We start from the raw sequence: 21,256 nt of genomic DNA on the forward strand, positions 1-21,256 counted from the left end.
CCGCTGCCGGCATGCGGCCAGCGCCCCACTACCTCCTCGCCCCCGTCGGCTCCACCGGCGACATGCACCCGTTCATGAGCCTGGCGAAGGCGCTGCAGCGCATGGGCCGGCCGGTGACGCTCATGGGGCCAGTGTTCCACCGGGCGCTGGTGGGCCGCGCCGGCATCCCGTTCATCGGCCTGGGCCGCGACGAGGACTACCAGCGCGTGATCGGCAACCCCGCGCTGTGGCATCCGCGCAAGGGTTTCAAGGTGCTGTTCGGCGACTTCCGCGCGCCGCTGCTCGACGCCTGCCGCGCCCTCATGGCGTTCCAGCCCGATGCGCCGCGCGTGGTGATCGGCCATCCCTTCGCCCTGCCCGCCATCGCCATGGCGCGCGAGTTGGGTTGGCAGGCGCGGGTCGTGGGCGCGTACCTCGCGCCCTCCAACCTGCGCACCGTGCACGACCCGCTGCAGCTGGGCGAGCTGCGGATGCCGCGCTGGGTGCCCGGGAACGCGCGCCGGGCGCTGTGGAGGCTCCTCGACCGCACCCTGGTGGACCCGCATGGCGCCACCGAGGTGAACGCGGCGCGCGCCGCGCTGGGCCTCGCGCCCCTCCGCCAGAGCCTGCTGCCGCACATGCAGGACGTGCCCGAAGTTTCGGTCACGCTGTTCCCCGACTGGTTCGGGCCGCCGCAGCCGGACTGGCCCCGGCCGCTGCTCATGGGCGATTTCCAGCTCTTCGACGCCGACCAGGACGCCCCGCTCCCGGACACGCTCGCGCGCTTCCTGGACGCCGGCCCGCCGCCGCTGGTGGTCACGCCGGGCACCGCCAACGCCCATGCGGCGGCGCTGTTCGCCCTGGCGGCGCAGGCCGTGCAGCGGCTGGGACGGCGGGCCGTGTTCCTCACCCGGCACCGCGAGCAGTTGCCCGCGGCGCTGCCGCCTTCCATCCTGTGGGAAGCCTACGTGCCGCTGGGCCGGCTGCTGCCGCGGGCGGCAGCCCTCGTGCACCACGGCGGCATCGGCACCACCGCGGAGGCGCTGCGCGCCGGCGTACCGCAGCTCGTGACGCCCTTCGCCTGGGACCAGTTCGACAACGCCGCGCGCGTGAAGGCACTGGGCGCGGGCCGCTGGATCCCGGCCGCCCGGCTGGGCCCACGCAAGCTGGAAGCCGCGCTGCGCGCGCTCGCCGCGCCGGCCGTGCGCGCGCATTGCCGCCAGGTGGCCGCGCGCTTCGACAGCGCCACCGGCCCCGAGCCGCTGTGCCGCGCCATCGAAGCCCTGCTGGGCGTGGCGCCGGGCTGACACCCTTGCCGGCGGCAGGCTGGCGCGGAAACCGGCGGCACAAAGAAAAGCGGCCGGCGTCATTGCACACCGGCCGCTAAAGGACCCCCCTGGGTCGCCTAGGAGACAACCTCGCACCGACCCCGATGCACCAACCGGCTGCGGCTCCGGCGGGCGCCGTTTCGAGCGTCCATGGAGCCATGGTAGGGCGGCGGGCTGCGGCTGCACATGGGCGGATCTGCGAAACGCGATGGTCGTTTCCGCCTGGGTGGGATGGGCGCTTTGTCATGCCGCATCCGGGGTGCGCCCGCATCCGACCGCTCCAAAGAAAGCGGCCGGTACCTGGCGGTACCGGCCGTTCAAGCGCGGGCCCGAGCCCCGCGCGTCCCCTGGGTCAATCGATAGAGCCTGGTGTGCAGGTCCGCATGAGGTCGTCGTGCGCGGTCATCGACGCATCAAGGCGCAGGTGCCGGCGGGAGGATCTGGACTGACTTCTCCGTGACCTTGCCGCTGGGCGTGGTGACCTTCACCAGCAGCGTACCCGGCAACGCATCCCCGCTGGCGCTGGCCGGGCAGGTCACGACCGCCGCGTAGTTGGGCACCGTCGCAACGTCCTTGATGCCCAGCACCACGTTGTCCACCATGAAGTCGGCAGGCGTGACCGTACCGCTGCCGGATCCCGCGGAGCCCGCGCTGCCGGAAGCCGCCGAGGCCGCGGACGCAGCGCTGGTGGGCTCGAACACCGCGCTCAACCCGATCCGGGTCGCGGCAGGCATGAGGTTGCCGTGCTCATCGGTCACCTTGAACGACACGGTTGCCGTCCCGTTGGGCGGGCAGGTCACCGAGGCCGGCAGCGTTATGGTGGCCGTGCTGCCGGAGAAGACCTGCACGAACTGGCGCGAGAGGTACTGCGTTCGGGGCGTGACCGAGTCCACCGGCATCCGCAGCACGCCGTTGTACTTGCCATCGCCGGCGGTACTGCAGTTGCCGTCCAGGTTGGGGCCGATGCAAGGCTCGCCTGGCGTCCAGCTGCGGCTCTCGTCGTCGTCCCGGAAGATGTCGCGCTTCAGGTCGAAAGCCGCCGTGAACTCCGCGCCGTTCGTGTCTGCGCAGTTGTCACAGCGGTTGTTCCCGTTCTTGTCGTCGAAGTTCTCTTCACCCAGCACGTAGGCCATCACGGTGACGCGTCCGTCGCCGGGACGCGGAAGCGCGGAGCGCAAGGTCACGCTGCAGGTGCCCGAGCCGGGCCCCACCTGGGAGTTGGTCGTCTGTCCGGCGGGCGCGGTGCCTGGGGCCGGCAAGGAGCCGGTGACGCACGAGGCATCGATGACGCCACCCTCGGCGCTGAAGTTCACCGTCGTGCCGTCGGGCACCGGGTTGCCGAAATGGTCGGCCAGCGACACCGTGACGGTGGAGCACTTCTGGTTGATGTTGTAGCCCTCGCAGTTGCCGATGTCCGGGCCCAGGGTGAAGTGCTTCTCGTCCGGTGCTCCCGAGGAGATCGACACGATATTGGACAAGGTGCTGACCGCGCTGCCGTGCACGGTGGCCTGTACGCGCACCGAGGTGGGAATGGTGCCGCTGCCGACCTGCGCCGTCACGATGCCGTTCGCGTTGGTATACGCCGACCGTGTGCGCAGGAGCGGGCCACCGTCCGCCGGGCTGGGGCCGTCATTGGCGAAGCTGAAGTCCACCAGCGCGTTCGGAACCGGCAGGCCCTTGAGGTCGTAGACCTTGAAGTTCAGGTTTGAAAACTCCAGCCGCCCGAACCCGCCCGTACCGGCCAGCGCGAGGTTGGTGGCATCGGCGTCGACGAAGGTGATGGAGCCGGCCGACGCGGGCATCACCGTCATGGCGCTGGTCTGCGTGACCTGGGTGCCGCCCAGGCTCACGGACGCCGTGATCGGGTCGATCATGCGGCCGCAGCCCAGGTCCGTGTAGCTTGCGAGCGCAACCCCGTTGTAGCTCACAGCCGAAGCGTCGAGCTTGGCCAAGCCGGCCTTGGCGCACTCCGAGCTCAGCGTCACGGTCAGGGGCGGCCGGTAAGGCGTGCTGCCATTCATCACCGTCACGCCGATCAGCGCCATGCCGCGCGACGAGATGGTGGAAGGCAGGATGACAGGGCCGCTGAGCGTCAGCGCGGGAAACACGGCCGCATAGGAGGCGCTGGACTTGAGCACCGGCCCCGTGACCGCTGCCGTAGCTTCCACGGTGAAGCCGCCGGGCTGGGCGCCTACCGGCAGCCCGATGCGCGCCACGCCGCTCGCATCCGTCAGGGCCGTGCCGGAGGCGGGCTTGAATGCCGCGGTGCCGTCAGTGGTCTTGAAGCTCACCACCACGTTGGGCACCGGCTTGCCACCGGGCGTCCTGACCGTGGCCTGCACCGTGCCCGCGCTCTCGGGCGTCACCTGGGTGGTTGCCGCGCCGGCGCTGTCCGTGATGGCCAGGCTCAGCGAGGAAAAGACCGTGCCGTAGGGCACGGTGGCTTGCAAGGTCGAGAGCCCCACCGTGGCCATCGCCTGGGCCGTGAAGCTGCCGGCACGCGTGCCGGCGGGCAGACTGATGCGGGCCAGGCCGTTGGCATCGGTCTTCACGATGCCGGAGGTGGGCGAGAGCATGACGTCATCGCTGGTCTTGAAAGTGACGCTCACGCCCGCCACGGGCGTGCCGTCCCAGGCCTTGACCAGGGCCTGCAACGTGCCCGGGCTGTCAGGGGACACATCGGTGACGGCAGCGCCTGCGCCGTTCACCAGCGCCATGCTCATGGTCGGGTTGCACGCCGCCGGATTGGCCATGGTGGGCGTGCAGGAGGCCGCCGAGCCGCCTTGCGCCGCACTGCCTCCGCCACCACCTCCTCCGCCACCGCCACCGCATCCGGCCAGTGATGCCGAGATGAAGGTTGCCGTGATGGCCAGTTTCAGTTTCATGCTTGGTCCCCCAGGTCCACGGGCCGTTGCGGCCCTTTGTGATGACCCGCCCTTCCAGGCCGGCCTCGTCTTGAACCCATGCTAGGAACCCGCCCCGCCCCGCGCACCGGAGCCTTCGCCCGTGCGGGGGAGTCAAGTTGTCAGGGGCGATCCGGGAGACTTGTCACGGGCGGCCGCACCGCCGGCACGCCGCCCAGGAACAGGTCGGCGACGATGGGGGCCATCGCCTCGTGGTCCAGCGCGCCGTCCGGCCGCAGCCACGTGAACATCCAGTTGATCATGCCGAACAGGAGCATGGTCAACGGCTTGCCCAGGCCCGCGGTGCCCATCTCCGGCCGCATCTCGCCCAGGACCTGTGCGAAGCCGTCCACCAGGCGGCGTTCCTTCTCCAGCACGCGCTCGCGATCCTCCTCGACGAGGAAGCGCACGTCCTCGGTCAGCACGCGGTGCGCGTCCTTGGCGTGGGCGTACTCCTCGACGAAGCGCCGGATGAGCTCGCGCAGGCGCTGCTCGGCCGGCAGCCCGGTGGCGGCCACGTCGCTGACCAGGCCTTCCAGCTTGGCCACATGCCCCTCGGCAATGCTCACGAGCAGGGCGTACTTGTCCTTGTAGTAGTGGTAGAGCGTGGGCTTGGACAGCCCGCAGGCCTCGGCGACCTGGTTCATCGAGGTCGCGGGATAGCCGCGCTGCGCGAAGAGCCGGGCGGCCTGGGCCAGGATGGCTTCGCGCTGCTCTTCAAAGCCGGAGGTGCGGATGCGGGCCATGGGTCTTCGTTCCTCTGTGAGCTGCTGCATAAGACGTGAAACCCGCCATCTTGCAGCAGCCGGCCCGGCCCCCGGCCCGCGCCTAGCGCTCCCGCCGGTCGATGACGCGCCGCGCCTTGCCGGTGAGGGTGCGCTCGATGGAGCCCGGCAGCATCACTTCCACCCGCGTGCTGATGCCCACCAGCGTCTTGATGCGCTGCCTCACCCAGCCGGCGATCTCTTCCACGACGGCGGGCGACTGCGGCCCGAGGGCGGGCTGCAGCTCGCAGCGCACCAGCACCTCGTCCAGCAGCCCCTCGCGCATCACCTGCACCTGGTACTGCCCCGAGAGCTTCTCGTGCTGCAGCACGATCTCCTCGATCTGCGTCGGGAACACGTTCACGCCGCGGATGATCAGCATGTCGTCGCTGCGACCCACGATCTTGCCCATGCGCCGGAACGAGCGCGAGGTCGGCGCCAGCAGCCGCGTGAGGTCGCGCGTGCGGTAGCGGATGATGGGCAGCGCCTCCTTGCTCAGCGAGGTGAACACCAGCTCGCCCTCCTCGCCGTCGGGCAGCACCTCGCCGGTGTCGGGATCGATGATCTCGGGGTAGAAGTGGTCCTCCCAGATCACCGGACCGTCCTTGGACTCCACGCACTCGCTGGCGACACCCGGGCCCATCACCTCCGACAGCCCGTAGATGTCCACCGCGTCGATGCCGGCCTTGCCCTCGATCTCCCGGCGCATCGCCTCCGTCCACGGCTCCGCGCCGAAGATGCCCACCTTCAGCGAGCACTCGCGCGCATCCAGCCCCTGGCGCGTGAACTCCTCGATGATCACCTGCATGTAGCTGGGCGTGACCATGATGATGTCGGGCTGGAAGTCGCGGATGAGCTGCACCTGCTTCTCGGTCTGCCCGCCCGACATCGGGATCACGGTGCAGCCCAGCCGCTCCGCGCCGTAGTGCGCGCCCAGCCCCCCGGTGAACAGCCCGTAGCCGTAGGCCACGTGCACGATGTCCCCGGCGCGCCCGCCCGCGGCGCGGATGGAGCGCGCCACCAGGCCGGCCCAGTGGTCGATGTCGTTGCGCGTGTACCCGACCACGGTCGGCTTGCCCGTCGTGCCCGAAGAGGCGTGCACGCGCACCACCTGCTCGCGCGGCACGGCGAACATGCCGAAGGGGTAGTTGTCGCGCAGGTCCTTCTTGGTGGTGAAGGGAAACTTCGCGATGTCCGCCAGCGTCTTCAGGTCCGTGGGATGCACGCCCTTGTCGTCGAAGGCGCGGCGGTAGTGCGGCACGTTCTCGTACGCGTGCTCCAGCGTGCGGCGCAGGCGCTGCAGCTGCAGCGCCTGGATCTCGTCGCGGCTGGCCAGCTCGATGGGCTCCAGGTCACCGGGGGCGGGTTGCTTCACGGGCATGGCTTGTCTCCTCTCGTGATGGCAGGTTCTCAGGCCTTGACCGCGGGCCGGCCCTTGGCGGTGTAGGAGCGGCCGCGGAACACCGCGATGCGCTCGCCGCGCTGGTTCTCCACCGTCACGTCGTAGACGCCGGTGCGCCCGGCACGCGACACCTCGATGCAGCGCGCGGTCAGCACGTCGCCCAGGCGGCCCGGGGCGACGAAATCGATGCTGAAGCCCGACGCCACGGTCAGCTCGTCATAGGAGTTGCAGCCGTAGGCAAAGGCCGTGTCGGCCAGCGTGGCGATGAGCCCGCCGTGGCAGATGGCGTGGCCGTTGAGCATGTGCTCGCGCACCGTCATGGTCAGCGTGGCGCTGCCCGGGCCGATGGCCGTAACGTCCATCCCCAGCGCCTGCGCGGCGTGGTCCTCGGCGAACATGCCGGCGCGCACGCGCTCGGCGACTTCCTGCGGCGTCGCAGTCATGGATCAGACCTCCGGCAAGGCTTCAGCGATCGGTGAAGACGGGAGCGCGCTTGGCGCCGAAGGCGGCCACGCCTTCCTGGTAGTCGTGCGCGAAGCCCAGCTCGCGCTGCAGCTTCGCCTCGGCCGTGAGCGCATGCGAGAGGTCCAGCTGCTGCGCCTCGTCCATGGCCTGCCGCGTGGCCACCAGCGCCTTGGTCGGCATGCCCGCCAGCCGCTCGGCCACCGCCTGTGCCTGCTCCATCAGCGCCGCGTCGTCCACGCAGCGCCAGATCAGCCCGATGCGCTCGGCCTCCTCCGCCGGCAGCTTGTCGCCCAGCAGCGCCAGCCCCAGCGCGCGGGCGCGGCCCACGAGCCGCGGCAGCAGCCAGGTGCCGCCGCTGTCGGGCACCAGCCCGATCTTGGAGAAGGCCTGGATGAAATTGGCCGAGCGCGCCGCCAGCACGACGTCGCCGCACAGCGCCAGGTTGGCGCCCGCGCCGGCAGCCGCGCCGTTGACGGCCACCACCACCGGCACCGGCATGCTGCGCAGCCGCCGCACCAGCGGGCCGTAGTAGCGCTCGATGGCCACGCTCAGGTCCTTGGGCGGCTGGGCGGGATCGGGGCTCACCAGCGGGTCCGACAGGTCCTGCCCGGCGCAGAAGGCCCGCCCGGCGCCAGTGAGCAGCACGCAGCGCACGCCGCGGTCCGCGGCGGCGTTCTCCAGCTCAGCCCGCAGCAGCGAATGCATCTCGCCGTTGAAGCTGTTGAGCGCGGCCGGCCGGTTCAGCATCAGCGTGCGCACGGCGCCGCTCTGGGACTTCAGGATCAGGGACTCGGGCACCTTGCTACTCCTGCATTCAAGTTCGGTCGGGTGTCCTCATTGTTGGCAATCATTTACCGACCGTTCGGTAGATGATAGGTGCAGCGCCACTCTGAGCCAAGTCAAGAAAGGCCCGGATAAACCCTGGTTGCGGGGCCTGCGCGGCGGGATGCCGCGGCGCCGAAACCGTGCCGCAGCTCACGCCCGCCTGGCGCCGTTGCCGACTGATAAGCGGCTGTTAATGCCCACTCCGTACAAAGCGGCCCGACGCGCGGGACGCGCTGCCCGCGCGTGCGGCGCAAGGCCTTGCGCGCAGTGACAGCGGCGATTCGAGGGAGACGATGAAAGCGTTGATGAGCGCAACGATGCTGGCTGCGGCCTTGTGGCTGCAGCCCGCCTGGGCCCAGGTGCCCAACGAGGGACGGCTGCTGGCGTCCAACTGCTTCCAGTGCCACGGCACGAACGGACGCGGCGGTTTCGACGAGCTGGCCGGCGAGCGCAAGAGCGAGCTGCTGCACAAGCTCAACGAGATGCGAGTCAAGTCGGCACGCTCGCACATCATGAATGCGCACGCGCACGGCTACAGCAGCGAGCAGCTGGCCCTGATCGCCGACTACTTCTCCAGGCTGCCCAAGCCCTGACCTGCCCGACCCGTGAACGAAAAACGATGATGAACAGACGCAAGCTGATCGGGACGCTGGGCGCCGCCTCGCTGGCAGGCCTGTGGCCGCTGGCCTGCCGGGCGGCCACGCCGCGGCGGGTGATCGTGGTGGGTGCCGGCATGGCCGGCGCCACCGCCGCCAAGTACCTGCGCCTCTGGAGCGATCGCGGCATCGACGTGACGCTGGTCGAGCCCGCGGCGCAGTACACCTCCAACATCATGAGCAACCTGGTGGTGACGGGGCAGTACCCGCCGTCGATCCTGAGCCAGGGCTACACGTCGCTGAGCCGCAAGTACGGCATCACGCTGCTGCAGGGCAGCGTCACGGCGGTGGAGCCCGGCGGGGAGCTCGGGGCCTGGAAGGTCACGGTGCGCAACGGTCAGAAGACCGTGACGCGCTGGTGCGAGCGCGTGGTGCTGGCGCCGGGCATCCAGTTCGATCCCGTGCCCTCCACCGCCGACCCGGCCGTGGCCGCTCCCATCCTGCACGCCTGGCAGGCCGGGGCACAGACCACGCAGCTGCGCGACGCGCTCGCGCGCATGCCGGCCACGGGCACCTTCGTGATGAGCATTCCCAAGGCCCCGTACCGCTGCCCGCCCGGCCCCTACGAGCGCGCCTGCGTGGTGGCCGACTACCTGCGCCGCAACAAGCCCGGAGCCCAGCTCGTCGTGCTGGACGCCAATCCGGACATCATGGCCGAGAAGGAAAACTTCAGCCGCGCCTTCCAGCAGCTCTACGGATCAAACCTCAGCTACCGGCCCAACCACGTCGTGCGCTCGGTGGCAGCCACCGCGGGCCAGGCCGGCGGCACCGTGACGGTGGACATCGTGGTGCGCGATGCCGCGGGCGCCGAGACCGTCACGGGCAGCGAGACCTTCAGCGCGCAGGTGCTCAACGTCATTCCGCCACACCGCGCCGGTGCCATCGTCCACACCCTGGGCCTGGCTGACGCGACCGGCTTCGCGCCGGTGGACGGACGCAGCTTCGAGAGCACCGTGCCGGGCCGCGCCGGCATCCACGTCATCGGCGACGCCTCCAAGACCACGCTGCCCAAGGCCGGTCACGTGGGCAACCAGGGCGCCAAGATCTGTGCCGACGCCATCGTGCGGGCCTTCAGCGCGCAGCCGCCCGTGCCGGCCCCCACGGCCAACTCCGCCTGCTTCTCGCCCGTGAGCAACCAGCTGGCGTCGTGGCTGACCGCCGTGTACCAGTACCGGCAGGACCCGGCCACCGGCGCCTGGCGCTACGTGGCCCTGGACCAGGTCACCGGCGCCACAGGGGCCACCGAGGCCCAGGTGCCCAGCACCAGGCAGTTCTCGATGATGCGCACCTGGTACGGGACGCTGATGAGCGACAGCTTCGCCTGAGGCGCCGCGGCGGCGCCGTCCCGGCGGCTTTTGCCGGGCCGGCCGGCCGCGGGCAGGCCTGGGAAACCCTGCAGGCAGAATGTGAGCTCCTGCCGGCACGCCATGTGCACCAACCGGTTCTTGCAGTGCCTGCGGCCGCTGCCGCGGGAAGATGGGGCGAGGTTCGCGGCCGCCGGCTGCGCGCCCTCGATGACAAGCAAGGATGGAGACGGCACATGAGCAACGCTCCCACGCCCGACAACGGCCAATGGTTTGCCAATTTGCTGAAAACCCAGCAGGCGGCGCTGGGTCCCTTCGCCTCGGACCAGGCCTTCGCGCCCTGGATGCAGGCCGCCACGGCCTTCACGTCCTGGCAGCAGGAAACGCTCAAGCAGATGACGTCCTTCTGGCCGATGTCGATGGCCGCGGCCATTCCGGGCTTCCCCGGCGCGGTCAACGTGGCGGCGGACAAGCGCTTCTCCGCCGAGGCCTGGACCAAGCACCCGGGCTTCGACATGCTCTCCAAGAGCTACCTCGCGCAGACGCAGGCGCTGCGCCAGGCGCTGGAGTCCGCGCCCATGGACGAGCGCAGCAAGTCGCAGTGGGGCTTCCTGCTGCGCCAGGTGGTCGATGCGCTGAGCCCGGCCAACTGCCTGCTCACCAACCCCGAGGCGCTGCAGACGGCGGTGGACACCGGCGGGCGCAGCCTGATCGACGGCGCGCGGCTGTTCATGGAGGACTTTGCCAAGGGCCGCGTCTCCATGACCGACGAGACGGCCTTCGAGGTCGGCAAGAACGTGGCGCTGAGCCCGGGCAGCGTGGTGTTCGAGAACGAGCTGTTCCAGCTGCTGCAGTACGCGCCGAGCACGGAGAACGTCAAGCGCACGCCGCTGCTGATCGTGCCGCCGTGCATCAACAAGTTCTACATCCTGGACCTGCAGCCCGAGAACTCGCTGGTGGCCTACGCGGTGTCGCAGGGCCACACGGTGTTCCTCGTGTCGTGGCGCAACATCGACGCCTCGCTGGGCCATCTCACCTGGGACGACTATGAGCGCCAGGGCGTGATGACGGCCATCGACGTGGCGCGCGAGATCGCCGGCAGCGAGCAGGTCAACACCCTGGGCTTCTGCATCGGCGGCTCGCTGCTGGCGTGCACGCTGGCGGTGATGGCGGCGCAGGGCACGCTCGACAAGGTGGCCAGCATGACACTGCTGACCACGCTGCTGGACTTCAGCGACACCGGCGAGCTGGGCTTGCTGATCACGCCGCAGTCGATGGCGCTGCGCGAGGCCAGCATCGGCAAGGGCGGCGTGCTGCACGGGCGCGAGCTGGCGCAGATGTTCGCGGCGCTGCGCGCCAACGACCTGATCTGGCCGTATGTGGTCAACGGCTACCTGCAGGGCAAGGCGCCGCCGCCCTTCGACCTGCTGTACTGGAACGCCGACGACTCCAACTTGTCCGGCCCCATGGCCTGCTTCTTCATGGGCCAGGGCTACTTGAAGAACAAGATCCGCGAGCCCGGCGGCACGGTGCAGTGCGGCGTGCCGGTGGACCTGCGCCAGGTCACGGTGCCGGCGTTCCTGTACGCCTCGCGCGAGGACCACATCGTGCCGTGGAAGAGCGCCTATGCCAGCACGCAGCTCCTGGGCGGGCCGCGCACCTTCGTGCTCGGCGCCAGCGGCCACATCGCCGGCGTGATCAACCCGCCGGCCAAGAAGAAGCGCAGCTACTGGGAGCTGCCGCCGGCCGACGCCGACGGTGCCGCGGCCTCGCCCGAGACCGAGCTGCAGCCGGCGCTGGACCCGGACCCCGAGCACTGGTTCAAGCAGGCCCAGCAGTATCCGGGCAGCTGGTGGACCCCGTGGAGCGAGTGGCTGGCGCAGCAGGGCGGCGACGACGAGGTGCCGGCGCGCAAGACGCTGGGCAGCAAGAAGCACAAGCCCATCGAGCCGGCGCCGGGGCGCTACGTGAAGGCCAAGGCGACCTGAATCAGCCCTCGGACTTCAGGCCGGGGAAGTCCTCCTCGAAGAACTCGCCGGCCTCGCGCACGCCCTGGTTGCGGCGCTCGGCCTCCAGCCGGCGCAGCTCCACGCGGCGCAGCTTGCCGGAGATGGTCTTGGGCAGCTCGGTGAGGAACTCGATGCGGCGCACGCGCTTGTAGGGCGCGAGCTGGCGCCGCGCCCAGCCCAGCACGTCCAGCGCCAGCGCCGCGTCGGCCTCGCGGCCCTGCGCCAGCGTGATGAAGGCCTTGGGCACCGCCAGCCGCACCGGGTCCGGGCTGGGCACCACGGCCACCTCGGTCACGGCCGGGTGCTCCATCAGCACGCTCTCCAGCTCGAAGGGGCTGATGCGGTAGTCCGAGGCCTTGAACACGTCGTCGGCGCGCCCAACGAAGGTCAGATAGCCCTCGGCGTCGCGCATGGCGACGTCGCCGGTGCGGTAGTAGCCGTCGCGCATCACCTCGGCGGTCTTTTCCGCGCTGTCCTCGTAGCCCGCCATCAGGCCCAGCGGGCGCGGAGTCAGCTTCAGGCACACCTCGCCCTCGGTGCTCTCGTTGCCGTCCATGTCCAGCAGCGCCACCTGGTAGCCCGGCAGCGGCCGGCCCATCGAGCCGGGCTTGAGCGGCTGCCCCGGCGCGTTGCCGACCTGCGCCGTGGTCTCGGTCTGGCCGTAGCCGTCGCGCAGCGACAGGCCCCAGGCCTCGCGCACCTGCTCGATGATCTCCGGGTTCAGCGGCTCGCCCGCGCCGATAACCTCGCGCAGCTTGAGCCGCCCGCGCCAGGCCGCCATGTCCTCCTGGATCACCATGCGCCACACCGTGGGCGGCGCGCACAGCGTGGTCACGCCGTGGCGCTCCAGCACGCCCAGCAGCGCCGACGCGCTGAAGCGCGCCACGTTGTGGATGAAGACGCAGGCACCCGCGTTCCAGGGCGCGAAGAAGCAGCTCCAGGCGTGCTTGGCCCAGCCGGGCGAGGAAATGTTGAGGTGCACGTCCCCCGGCTGCAGCCCGATCCAGTACATGGTGGAGAGGTGCCCCACCGGGTAGCTCTGGTGCGTGTGCAGCACCAGCTTGGGCTTGGAGGTCGTGCCGGAGGTGAAGTAGAGCAGCAGCGGGTCATTGGCGGCCGTGGGGCCGTCCGGCTCGAAGTGGGCGCTCTCCTCCTGCGACAGCGCGAAATCGAGCCAGCCCGGCTGCGCGGCGCCGACGCACAAACGCGTGCAGCCGTCCGCCAGCCCTTCGAACTTGGCGCTCAGCGCGCTGCCGGCCACCACGTGGCGCACGTTGCCGCGCTCCAGCCGGTCGCGCAGGTCGTCGGGGGTGAGCAGCGCCGTGGCCGGGATCACGACCGCGCCGAGCTTGAAGGCGCCCAGCATCAGCTCCCACAGCGCCACCTCGTTGCCCAGCATCAGCAGCACGCGGTCGCCGCGCTTGACCCCGTGCCGGCGCAGGAAGTTGGCCACCTGCGCCGAGCGCTCCGACATCTGGCGGAACGAGCGCTTGAGCTCGCCGCCGTGCTCGTCCACGATCCACAGCGCCGGCGCGTCGTTGTCGCGCGCCATGGCGTCGAAGTGGTCGAGGGCCCAGTTGAACTGCTCCAGCACAGGCCAGCGGAAGTCGCGCGCGGCGGCCACCTGGTCGGTACGAAGGGCCAGCAGCTGGTCGCGGGCAGCCAGGAAGGCCTGGCGCGCCGCCGTGGCGCGGGTGTTGTCCATGTCGATGTCTCCTGCTTGTCTGATGCTCTGCGCCGTGCCGGCCTGCGGGGCGGGCGTCGGCACGGCGATGCAGCATCCGCCGCCGCTGCGGGCGGATGCTGCGCCCGCGTGACTCTAGGAACGCGGGTGCCGGGGCGCGATAGCCAAAGCGGTCAAAGTGCGTGGCGGCTATTGCCACTCACCGATTGACCTTCGTCACGCCGCGTCCTCACGGCCTGAACACCACATCGACCCAGTAGTTCGTGCCCTGGAAACTTGACGCCGGGAACAGCACCGAGTCGCCGCCGTAGGCGTACACGCCGTTGCCGCCGCTCTCCCCGTCGCGCAGCAGGTGGATCGGCCCGCTGTCCACGCCCGCACTGCTGAAGAAGCCGTTGTCGCCCGCGTAATGGCCATTGGGCGCGCGGTACGAGGCCACGTAGACGGTGCCGGCCGTCACGGGCACGGGCGAGCTGAAGTTCGCCTGCTGCCAGCCGGTGGCCGTCTCGTTGACGAAGGTGGCGGTCGCCAGCAGCGTGCCGTCGGCGCGCCACAGCGCGCCCACATGCGTGCCGGTGTTGCCGCTGCCCTTGTAGAAGCGGACGGCGGTGACGAAGCCGTTCTGGTCCACCCGGAACTTCACGCCCACGTTCACCGTGGCGGCGTCCGGGTCGCTGGGCGTGGTGGGCGTGTCCGCCGCGGAGAAGGCCGTGCAGGGGCAGACCATGGGCGTCACCGTGATGCTGCGGCTCGCCGGCGTGCCCTGCAGGTTGCCGCTGTCGTCCACCGCGCGGCTGCGGATGGTGAAGGTGCCGGTGGCCTTGGGCGTCCAGGCGTAGGTCCAGCTGCCGCGCCCGTTGGCCGGGTGCCAGGTGGCGCCGTTGTCGGTGGACACCTCCACCCCGCCCACCACACCGCCGCTGTCGCTTGCGGTGCCGCGGATCGTCACCGCCTGCCCCGCCGGGACGCTGGCGCCGGCCGCCGGGGCCGTGATGGCGGACGTGGGACGCGCCGCGTCGGTGGAGGCCGTGGCCGCCACCAGCGGCGACTGCAGCGTCGCGGGCTGCACGCCCATGTCGGCGAACAGGTTCACCGTGGCCTGGCGCATGCGGCGGTCCGCCGGCGTGCCAGCGTTGTCGTGGGTGGGGTCCAGGCCCCAGGACCACTGGATCGTGCCCGCGCCGAACACCCACGCGCGGCTCGCGTGCCGGTAGAGCGTGAGGCGGTGCGTGACGGTGCCCGTGCCGAAGGTGGAGCCGTAATCCAGCAGCGCGCCGCCGGTAGTCAGCGTGGTCTGCGACAGCCGGATCAGCCCCGGCGGGCGCGCACCGTTGTCCAGGTCCGCGTCCCACTCGTAGCCCAGCACGCCGGTGGGCAGCGTGGCCGTCGTGCCGGCAGCCAGGGTGGCGATGCCGGTGTTGCGCCAGAAGCGCATCTTGCCGTCGGCCGCCGGCACCTTGATGGCGTAGGAGCTGCCGGTGTCGTTGTTCATGAAGATCGTGCCCGTGAGCGCGTTCTCCGGGCGTCCACCGTCGGCCGGCGGCGAGAAGCGCGGGTCGCGCCAGGTGCCGGTCCACACCGGGCTCGGGTCGATCTTGGCGTTGGCGTGCGTCTCCTTGTAGGACACCAGCGTGCGGTAGGGCGTGCCGGAGCCGTCGATGCTGTTCTCCCAGCGCGTCTTCCAGAACACCTCGTTGCCGCTGAAGAAGGCCAGGCTCACGCCGGCGTCACGCGCGGCCTCCACGTTGGCGCGCTGCGTGCCGGACCAGTACTCGTCGTGACCCACCGACAGGAACGCCTTGGCGCGCAGCAGCTGCGCGCCGGCGCGGTCGGTGTCGATGCCGCTGATGTAGCCGAGGTCGTAGCCGTTGGCCTCCAGCCAGCGCACCATCGGGTATTCGGCATGGAACAGCCAGTCCTGGCCGCCGGCCACGGCGCGGGTGTTGAACGGGCGGTTGTAGCTGACCTTGTAGGCCCGGCCCGCGCCGGTGCCGATGCCGCCGCTGTAGAGGCTGCTGCCGCCGTAGCTGTTGTAGGCCTGCCAGGTGGTGTCGGAGGTCTGGAACAGCATGTCGTGCGTGCCGGCGTCGTCGCGCACCACGAACACGATGTGGCTGGCGCCGCCCGTGTCCGGGCGCACCAGGCGCGCGACGTAGATGCCCGAGACGGCACCGGCGGGCACCGTCCAGGCGCCCGAGACGGCCCAGTTGCCGCAGTCGACGAGCCCGGTGGAGGCCTGCGTCAGGCACGCGGGCTGGCTCTGCGGCAGCGTGGCCGTGGGGTTCACGCTGGCGACCTTGCGCGCGCCGAGCCCGCCGTACCAGCCCAGCCGGTAGATGTCGAAGCGGTAGTTGCTGGCGTTGGTATCGACCTTGAAGTTGATGGTGCCGCCGCGGTTGACGCTCATCTCCGTGGCGAAGCCCTGGAGGCTGGCGTCGCCGGCACCGCTGACCTGCCATTCCGACGCCGGGCTGCCGGCCTTGCAGTTCTCCGCGACGATGGCGTTGGCCGGCGCGGTGCAGCTGTCCGCCGCGGCGGCCACGGCGGCGGCGGCCTCCAGGCGCTCGCCGGCGCCAGCGGCCACGGACTGGAACAGCTTCGGGTCGATCGTGACGGCCCTCGCCACGGCCGGCGCCGGGGCGGGTACGGGGGCGGCGGCCACCCCGATCGCCCCGGGCGCCGTCGTGCCGGCGGTCGCGGTGTTCGGGGTGAAGACGATGTCCACCCAGTAGTTGGTGGCGAGGTAGCTCTGCGCCGGGAAGGTGGACGTGCTGCCGTAGGCATACACCCCGTTGCCGCCGCTCACGCCGTCCTGCAGCAGGTGCACCACGCCCTGGTTCACGCCGGCGCCGGCGAAGAAGTTGTTGTCGGCAGCGTAGCGGCCGTTGGGTGCGAAGTACGAGGCCACGTACACCGTATTGGCCGCCACCGGCACCGGCGTGGCGAAGCTCACCTGCTGCCAGCCGCTGGCCGTTTCGTTGATGAACTCGGCCGAGGCCAGCCGCGTCCCGCTGCCGTTCCAGAGGCTGCCGAGGTGGGTGCCGGTGTTGCCCGCGCCCTTGTAGAAGCGGATGCCGGTGATGTAGCCGGCGATGTCCACACGGAACTTCACGCCCACTTCCACCGCACCCGGGTCGTTGACCGAGGGCATGGCCGGCGTCGCGGCGGGGCTCCAGCCGCTGCAGGGGCAGTCCGCGCCGGGACCCGCGCCGGTGGTGAAGGACCACGCCATGGTGGCGGCCAGCGGATTGCCCGCGGCGTCCTCGATGCGCGGATCCAGGGCGGCGCCGCGCAGCCGGGCGGTGTAGCGGGTGGACGGCTGCAGCGCGACGGAGGGGCGCAGCGTCGCGGTGCGGGTGGCGGCGTCCCAGCGCACCGTCGCGGGCACCGCCGTGCCGGCGGGGTCGCGCAGCAGGAAGGTGCTGGCCGTGACGGTGGCCGGGTCCAGCGCCTCGCCGAAGGTGGCCGTGACGCTGGCGGCCGTGTTCACGCCCGTGGCGCCCGCGGCCGGCGTGGTCGCCGTCACGGTCGGGCCGGTGGCGTCCGCGCCGTAGCGGGCGACGTAGCTGCCGGCGGCAGCGGGGAAGAAGGCGTACTCCACGCCCTTGATGGCTTTCACCGTGAAAGGCACGGTGGCGGTGCCGCGCTGCAGCACGTTGAGCACGCCGCTGGCCGATCGCACCGGCACCATGCCCTGCAGCCCGCGGGCATTGGGGTCGCTGGACACGGTGAACGCCAGCGCGCTGCCGTTCCAGCTCAGGCCGCTGAAGGCGGAGGCGTTGCGCGCATCGAGCCAGGTGAGCATCTGCCGCGCGGACACCACCGGCACCCCGCGCGCCAGGGCCGAGGCCACCACCGTCTCGGATTCCACCGTGATGGCCTGGTCGGTGTGGGCGTTGACGGTGTAGGCGCCGTAGTAGCCCTCGGCACCGAGGGCGCGGTCCAGCAACGTGTCCACCGTGGCGGGATAAGCCTGGCCCGATTCGTCGGTCATCTGCGTGGCGGCCTGGTACACGTCGACGAACGCACCGTCCAGGCGCATGAAGCGCTGGGGCATGGCCGAGCCGGTGAAGATGCCCGCCACGTTCCTCACCCAGCCCGCGGGCCAGTAGTAGTAGCTCGTGTCCAGCCGCATGCCGTGCTTGGCCTGCACCTCCGCACCGCTGCTCCAGTCGCTCCAGACGATGCAGTGGTGCCGCTGCGTGGCCGGCGCGGGCAGCCCGGCGTACTTGGCGCGGAAGGCGGCGAGCTGCTCGGTGTAGACGCTGTCCAGCGACAGCGCGGTGTAGTCGTCGCAGCGGGTGCTCGCGTGCAGGCTCACCTCGAAGCCCTCGGCGGTGTACTGCGCGGCCGCTTCGGGGCTGAGCGCCGTGTCGGTGAAGATGTAGGAGGTGCCGCGCACGCACTGCCAGTCCGCCACCGAGCAGCCCGCGGGGCTCTGGGCGCGCAGGCGGTCGAAGCGCCCGGGCGTGCCGCCATTGGCGTGGTCGTCGCCGGTCATGATGACCACCGCCTTGTGGCCGTGCGGGAAGTACCAGAAGCGCGGCAGCGGCTTGCGCGCCAGGTTCATGTGCGTGATCAGGTTGGCCAGCAGCCGCTGCTGCTCGTCGGCCTGCGGAATGGCCACCTTGCTCAGGTCCACCCAGTCGGGCTTGGGGTCCGCGGCGGCGTTGCCGTAGAACTTGTCGTCCGAGCGGATGGGCGCCAGGCCGTCGCGCTCCTGCGTGGCCCACGCGGGGTTGCCCTGGCGCATGTAGACCACCGAGGTGGCCAGGTCGTAGGCAAAGGCCGCGGTCCGGCCCGAACCCACGCTGTGCAGCGTCACGGCCGGGTTGGCGGTGGCCTTGGTGGCGCTGCTGTAGAGCGTGGCCAGCGCCGTGGCGCCGTTGAGGGTGTAACGACGTGCGGCACCGTGGTACTGCATGGTCTGGTTGACGATGCCGTTGCCCACGGCATGGCCGGTGTTGACCAGCAGGTAGCCCTCGGACACCGTGTTGCCGGTGCCGGACAGGCCCAGCAGCGGCGCCAGCTTGGGCACGGGCGCCATGGCGATGAGGTTGCCGCCGCCCTGGACCCAGCTCGTCAGCCGGTTGACCTGCGCATCGGTGAGCGCCGCCTTCGCCAGGATCACCACGTCGTAGGCCGACAGCGTGGCGGCACTGATGGAAGCGACGTCCGCCACGGTGAAGGCATTGAAGCCCTCGTTGCGCAGGATCTCGGCGTAGTAATTGCCGAAATTCGCGTTGCCCGAGGTCAGCACCAGGATCGGGCCGCCCGGCCCCTGCGCCGGGTTGGCGGCCTGTGCCGGCCGCATCCACGTGGCGAGAAACACCATCCAGGCGAGTAGCAACAGGACAAAGACGAGTTGCCTACCGCATGCGCGCGCTGCGCCGCCGCCATGAGCCATGCCGACCTCCTTCTTCACGCCTTGCGCGGCGTCCCCACTTCTCCTCACGGTTGGGCAGGCGGGATGCCGATCCGGCGTCGCCCGGGCAGCGCGATCGCGCGCCCTCAAGGGCGCGCCGGCCCTCACATCCAGGGGGTGGTCAGCAACGCAACCGACGGCAACAGGCGCGTGCGCGCCCGGGCCTGCGAACCGGGACGCGGGCCTGCTGCGGCCAAGCGTCGAGCCGCTTGCGGATCGCGGCTGAGCAGCTGATCCCCGGCTCCATCGCGCTGGCCGGCATCACCGGCTCGGCCTCGGGCGGCAGGAGCATCGCGCTGGCCGCGATGGTGGACAGCTTCATCCAGGCCGCCCGCGCCGCCGACATCCCGCTGGAGCTGCTGCACCGCGTGGCCTCGATGGCCAGCGGCAGCCTGGACGCGCTGCCGCACAACGGCGCCGTCATCCCGCTGCTGGCCGTCACCGGCCTGACCCACGAGCAGGCCTACGGCGACATCCTCATGATCACCGGCATCTGCTGACGGCGGCAGGCGGGGCGCTACGGCCGCCTCGCCACGATCTCCACCGCCGCGTAGTTCCACTGGTCCGTCGTGGGCGCCGTGTCGCGGATGGTGACCAGGGCGTTGGCCGCGGAGGGCCTGGCGGTGGCCTGCACCCAGAACGTGTCGCCCACCGCAGCGTCCACCCGCTGGTGCACCAGCACCTGCCCAGCCACGGGCACGCGGCCCACGGCGCGGTCCCAGTCGTTGCCGACGGCAAACACCCAGTTGCCGGCCGAGATGCCCGGCAGGTACACCTCCGGTGCGCCCTCGGGCGCGCCGGAGCGGCCGGTGATCCCCGTCCCCGCCGCGTTGCTGAACGCCATCACCACCAGCGAGCCGTGATGCCCGCTGGCCTCGGGCCGCGCCGTGACGCTGACCCGGCTCAGCACCCAGCTCGCCTTGGCCGCCCAGATCTCGGAGGTTCCGCGCTGGGTGTTGGCGCGCATCACCAGCTTCCACTCCAGGCCGGCGCCGCTCACGCGGGCGCCCTGCCTGGCGTCGGCCGGCCCGTCGTAGGCGACGAAGGCCACCAGCAGGTCCGACTTGTCCGTGGTCGAGAAGGCCGGCGTCGCCAGCGCGCCGCTGCCGTCGCGGAACACCAGCGCGTCGATGCGCAGCGCGGCCGGCGGATGCGAGTTGTCCACCGTCACGCGCACGGCGGGCGAGGTGCCGCTGAGCCCGTGGACGTCGGTGGCCCGCGCGCTGATCTCGTGCGCGCCGTCGGACACCTTGCGGCTGTCCCAGTACAGCACGTAGGGCGGCGCAGTCAGCCGCTCCCCTACTGGCGCGCCGTCCATGAGGAACTGCACGCCGGTGATGCGCGACGACGACGCTACCGTGGCGCCCAGCGCCGTGACCGCGGACACGGTGGCGCCAACCTCCGGGCTGGTGAGCCGCACCTGCGGCGCCACGGTGCCGCCGTTGGCCACCTTCACCCGGGCCACGGCCGAGGTGCCGGTGCGCCCGGACACCGGATCGGTGGTCTGTACCGCCAGCCAGTGAGCGCCGTCGGGCACGGTGCTGGTGTTCCAGGCCAGGGTGAAGGGCGCGGCCACGCGCCGGCCCAACGGCTTGCCGTCGAGCAGGAACTGCACGCTGCTGCCGGCGACGCTGCCGGCCCGCAGGCTCACCGTGCCGGTGACCTGGCTCAGGCTCGCGGGCGAGAGCAGCGTAACGGCCGGGGGCGGCGGCAGCCTGGGCACGACCCGCCTGAGCTCCGTGACGCTGTCGCCGCTGATGCGCACCAGCACGTCGGTTTCGTTGTTGCTCTCGTCGCTCTCGGCCAGGAAGTCGTCCGGGTCCACCACGGCGCGCAGCCAGTAGGTGCCGTCGGGCACGCCGGCCAGGGAGATGGACTGGCCCGGATCGCTGCGGTCGTACTCGTCCACGGCGCCGATGTTCAGGCCCTGCAGCGAGGTCGGGTCGGCGCACGAGCCCAGGTTGCCGAGGTCGCCGGCGTTGGGCAGGTCGGGGGCGTAAAGAAAGGAGTCGTGGATGCAGAAGCCGTTCTTGGCGCTGACGGCCACGGGCCGTCCCGGGCGGCCGTCGCTGCCCACGGCGTAGAGACCGAAGCGGGCGAAGGGAAAGTGGAAGTGCCCGTGGGCCGCGTGAAACACGAAGCCCCCGGCGACGGGGACGCGCCGCTGCAGCGTCCACCGGCCGGCCTCGAAGGCGTAGACGTACTGCATGCCCAGGTAGGCCCCGGACGAGGCGTTGTACGCGGGTTGGATCACCAGCGGGCCGGGGCCGGCGTTGAAGGTGTTGTGCGTGTACTGGAACACCCGCTCGGCGCCCGAGCCGACGACCGACATGCGGCCCGGCGGGATGATCACGCTGAGGTCGGGATAGCGCAGCGTCGCCGCCTCCGGGTCAGCGTGCGCCGGCGGCGCGGCTCCTGCCAACAGCACCAGCTGCGCGCCCAGCAGGGCCGCCGCCAAGCCGCGCAGGCGCGGGACGATGTGGGCCACGAGCAAGTGCTTCATCTCGGCCTC

Annotated in this window: 12 protein-coding genes and 1 pseudogene; 5 read left to right on the forward strand and 8 right to left on the reverse strand. The window is 71.1% G+C overall.

The genetic code is table 11. From position 1 onward, the window contains the following. The first annotated feature begins 74 nt into the window (after positions 1-74). On the forward strand, positions 75-1,286 hold the full coding sequence (locus tag H537_RS0102640; RefSeq protein WP_238446584.1) for a nucleotide disphospho-sugar-binding domain-containing protein: 1,212 nt from the start codon (positions 75-77) through the stop codon (positions 1,284-1,286). A 434-nt stretch (positions 1,287-1,720) separates the two neighbouring features. Here H537_RS0102640 and H537_RS0102645 read toward each other — a convergent pair whose 3' ends face one another. From H537_RS0102645 to H537_RS0102665, 5 genes are all read right to left on the reverse strand, one after another. After that, entirely contained in the window at positions 1,721-4,192 is a 2,472-nt protein-coding gene (locus tag H537_RS0102645) for an Ig-like domain-containing protein (protein ID WP_084150330.1), read from the reverse strand. 140 nt (positions 4,193-4,332) lie between these two features. After that, a complete protein-coding gene (locus H537_RS0102650; RefSeq protein WP_028996654.1) occupies positions 4,333-4,956 on the reverse strand; it encodes a TetR/AcrR family transcriptional regulator in 624 nt (207 codons plus the stop codon). Between the two features lie 82 nt (positions 4,957-5,038). Then, a complete protein-coding gene (gene paaK, locus H537_RS0102655; RefSeq protein WP_028996655.1) occupies positions 5,039-6,355 on the reverse strand; it encodes a phenylacetate--CoA ligase PaaK in 1,317 nt (438 codons plus the stop codon). 29 nt (positions 6,356-6,384) lie between these two features. Beyond that, positions 6,385-6,819, reverse strand: coding sequence for a hydroxyphenylacetyl-CoA thioesterase PaaI (gene paaI, locus H537_RS0102660; protein ID WP_028996656.1), 435 nt, complete (start codon positions 6,817-6,819; stop codon positions 6,385-6,387). Positions 6,820-6,841: 22 nt separating this feature from the next. Further along, on the reverse strand, positions 6,842-7,639 hold the full coding sequence (locus H537_RS0102665; protein ID WP_028996657.1) for an enoyl-CoA hydratase-related protein: 798 nt from the start codon (positions 7,637-7,639) through the stop codon (positions 6,842-6,844). Positions 7,640-7,971: 332 nt separating this feature from the next. On the opposite strand from H537_RS0102665, the gene H537_RS0102670 reads away from it, so the two are divergent. The 3 genes from H537_RS0102670 (at position 7,972) to H537_RS40785 (ending at position 11,614) form a co-directional block, all read left to right on the forward strand. Then, positions 7,972-8,259 (forward strand): c-type cytochrome, encoded by a 288-nt coding sequence (locus H537_RS0102670; RefSeq protein ID WP_028996658.1) that lies wholly within the window; start codon positions 7,972-7,974, stop codon positions 8,257-8,259. Positions 8,260-8,288: 29 nt separating this feature from the next. Further along, positions 8,289-9,647 carry an FAD-dependent oxidoreductase gene (locus H537_RS40780; RefSeq protein WP_043458096.1) on the forward strand — a complete coding sequence of 453 codons (1,359 nt, stop codon included), beginning with the start codon at positions 8,289-8,291 and terminating at the stop codon, positions 9,645-9,647. Between the two features lie 215 nt (positions 9,648-9,862). After that, positions 9,863-11,614 carry a PHA/PHB synthase family protein gene (locus H537_RS40785; RefSeq protein ID WP_084150332.1) on the forward strand — a complete coding sequence of 584 codons (1,752 nt, stop codon included), beginning with the start codon at positions 9,863-9,865 and terminating at the stop codon, positions 11,612-11,614. A 1-nt stretch (position 11,615) separates the two neighbouring features. Here the strand turns inward: H537_RS40785 and H537_RS0102685 are convergent, their stop codons facing one another. Continuing rightward, positions 11,616-13,340 carry an AMP-binding protein gene (locus H537_RS0102685; protein ID WP_043458035.1) on the reverse strand — a complete coding sequence of 575 codons (1,725 nt, stop codon included), beginning with the start codon at positions 13,338-13,340 and terminating at the stop codon, positions 11,616-11,618. 208 nt (positions 13,341-13,548) lie between these two features. After that, entirely contained in the window at positions 13,549-18,654 is a 5,106-nt protein-coding gene (locus H537_RS54860) for a N,N-dimethylformamidase beta subunit family domain-containing protein (RefSeq protein WP_051241633.1), read from the reverse strand. 338 nt (positions 18,655-18,992) lie between these two features. Between H537_RS54860 and H537_RS0102700 the strand changes: the two are divergent. Further along, positions 18,993-19,244, forward strand: a pseudogene (locus H537_RS0102700) (GntP family permease); the annotation flags it as partial. 17 nt (positions 19,245-19,261) lie between these two features. On the opposite strand, the gene H537_RS0102705 reads toward H537_RS0102700, so the two are convergent. Beyond that, positions 19,262-21,247: an Ig-like domain-containing protein gene (locus tag H537_RS0102705; RefSeq protein WP_043458036.1), complete on the reverse strand. Its 1,986-nt coding sequence runs from the start codon at positions 21,245-21,247 to the stop codon at positions 19,262-19,264. Positions 21,248-21,256: the final 9 nt, after the last annotated feature.

The sequence above is a fragment of the Azohydromonas australica DSM 1124 genome, from assembly GCF_000430725.1.
In the GTDB taxonomy this organism is placed as follows: domain Bacteria; phylum Pseudomonadota; class Gammaproteobacteria; order Burkholderiales; family Burkholderiaceae_C; genus Azohydromonas; species Azohydromonas australica.

Bases quoted from the DNA above. Each gene is read 5' to 3' on its own strand.
- paaK (WP_028996655.1), bottom strand. From the start codon at position 6,355: ATGCCCGTGAAGCAACCCGCCCCCGGTGACCTGGAGCCCATCGAGCTG.
- H537_RS0102705 (WP_043458036.1), bottom strand. From the start codon at position 21,247: ATGAAGCACTTGCTCGTGGCCCACATCGTCCCGCGCCTGCGCGGCTTG.
- H537_RS0102650 (WP_028996654.1), bottom strand. From the start codon at position 4,956: ATGGCCCGCATCCGCACCTCCGGCTTTGAAGAGCAGCGCGAAGCCATC.
- H537_RS40780 (WP_043458096.1), top strand. From the start codon at position 8,289: ATGAACAGACGCAAGCTGATCGGGACGCTGGGCGCCGCCTCGCTGGCA.
- H537_RS0102685 (WP_043458035.1), bottom strand. From the start codon at position 13,340: ATGGACAACACCCGCGCCACGGCGGCGCGCCAGGCCTTCCTGGCTGCC.
- H537_RS54860 (WP_051241633.1), bottom strand. From the start codon at position 18,654: ATGGTGTTTCTCGCCACGTGGATGCGGCCGGCACAGGCCGCCAACCCG.
- H537_RS40785 (WP_084150332.1), top strand. From the start codon at position 9,863: ATGAGCAACGCTCCCACGCCCGACAACGGCCAATGGTTTGCCAATTTG.
- paaI (WP_028996656.1), bottom strand. From the start codon at position 6,819: ATGACTGCGACGCCGCAGGAAGTCGCCGAGCGCGTGCGCGCCGGCATG.
- H537_RS0102640 (WP_238446584.1), top strand. From the start codon at position 75: ATGAGCCTGGCGAAGGCGCTGCAGCGCATGGGCCGGCCGGTGACGCTC.
- H537_RS0102645 (WP_084150330.1), bottom strand. From the start codon at position 4,192: ATGAAACTGAAACTGGCCATCACGGCAACCTTCATCTCGGCATCACTG.
- H537_RS0102670 (WP_028996658.1), top strand. From the start codon at position 7,972: ATGAGCGCAACGATGCTGGCTGCGGCCTTGTGGCTGCAGCCCGCCTGG.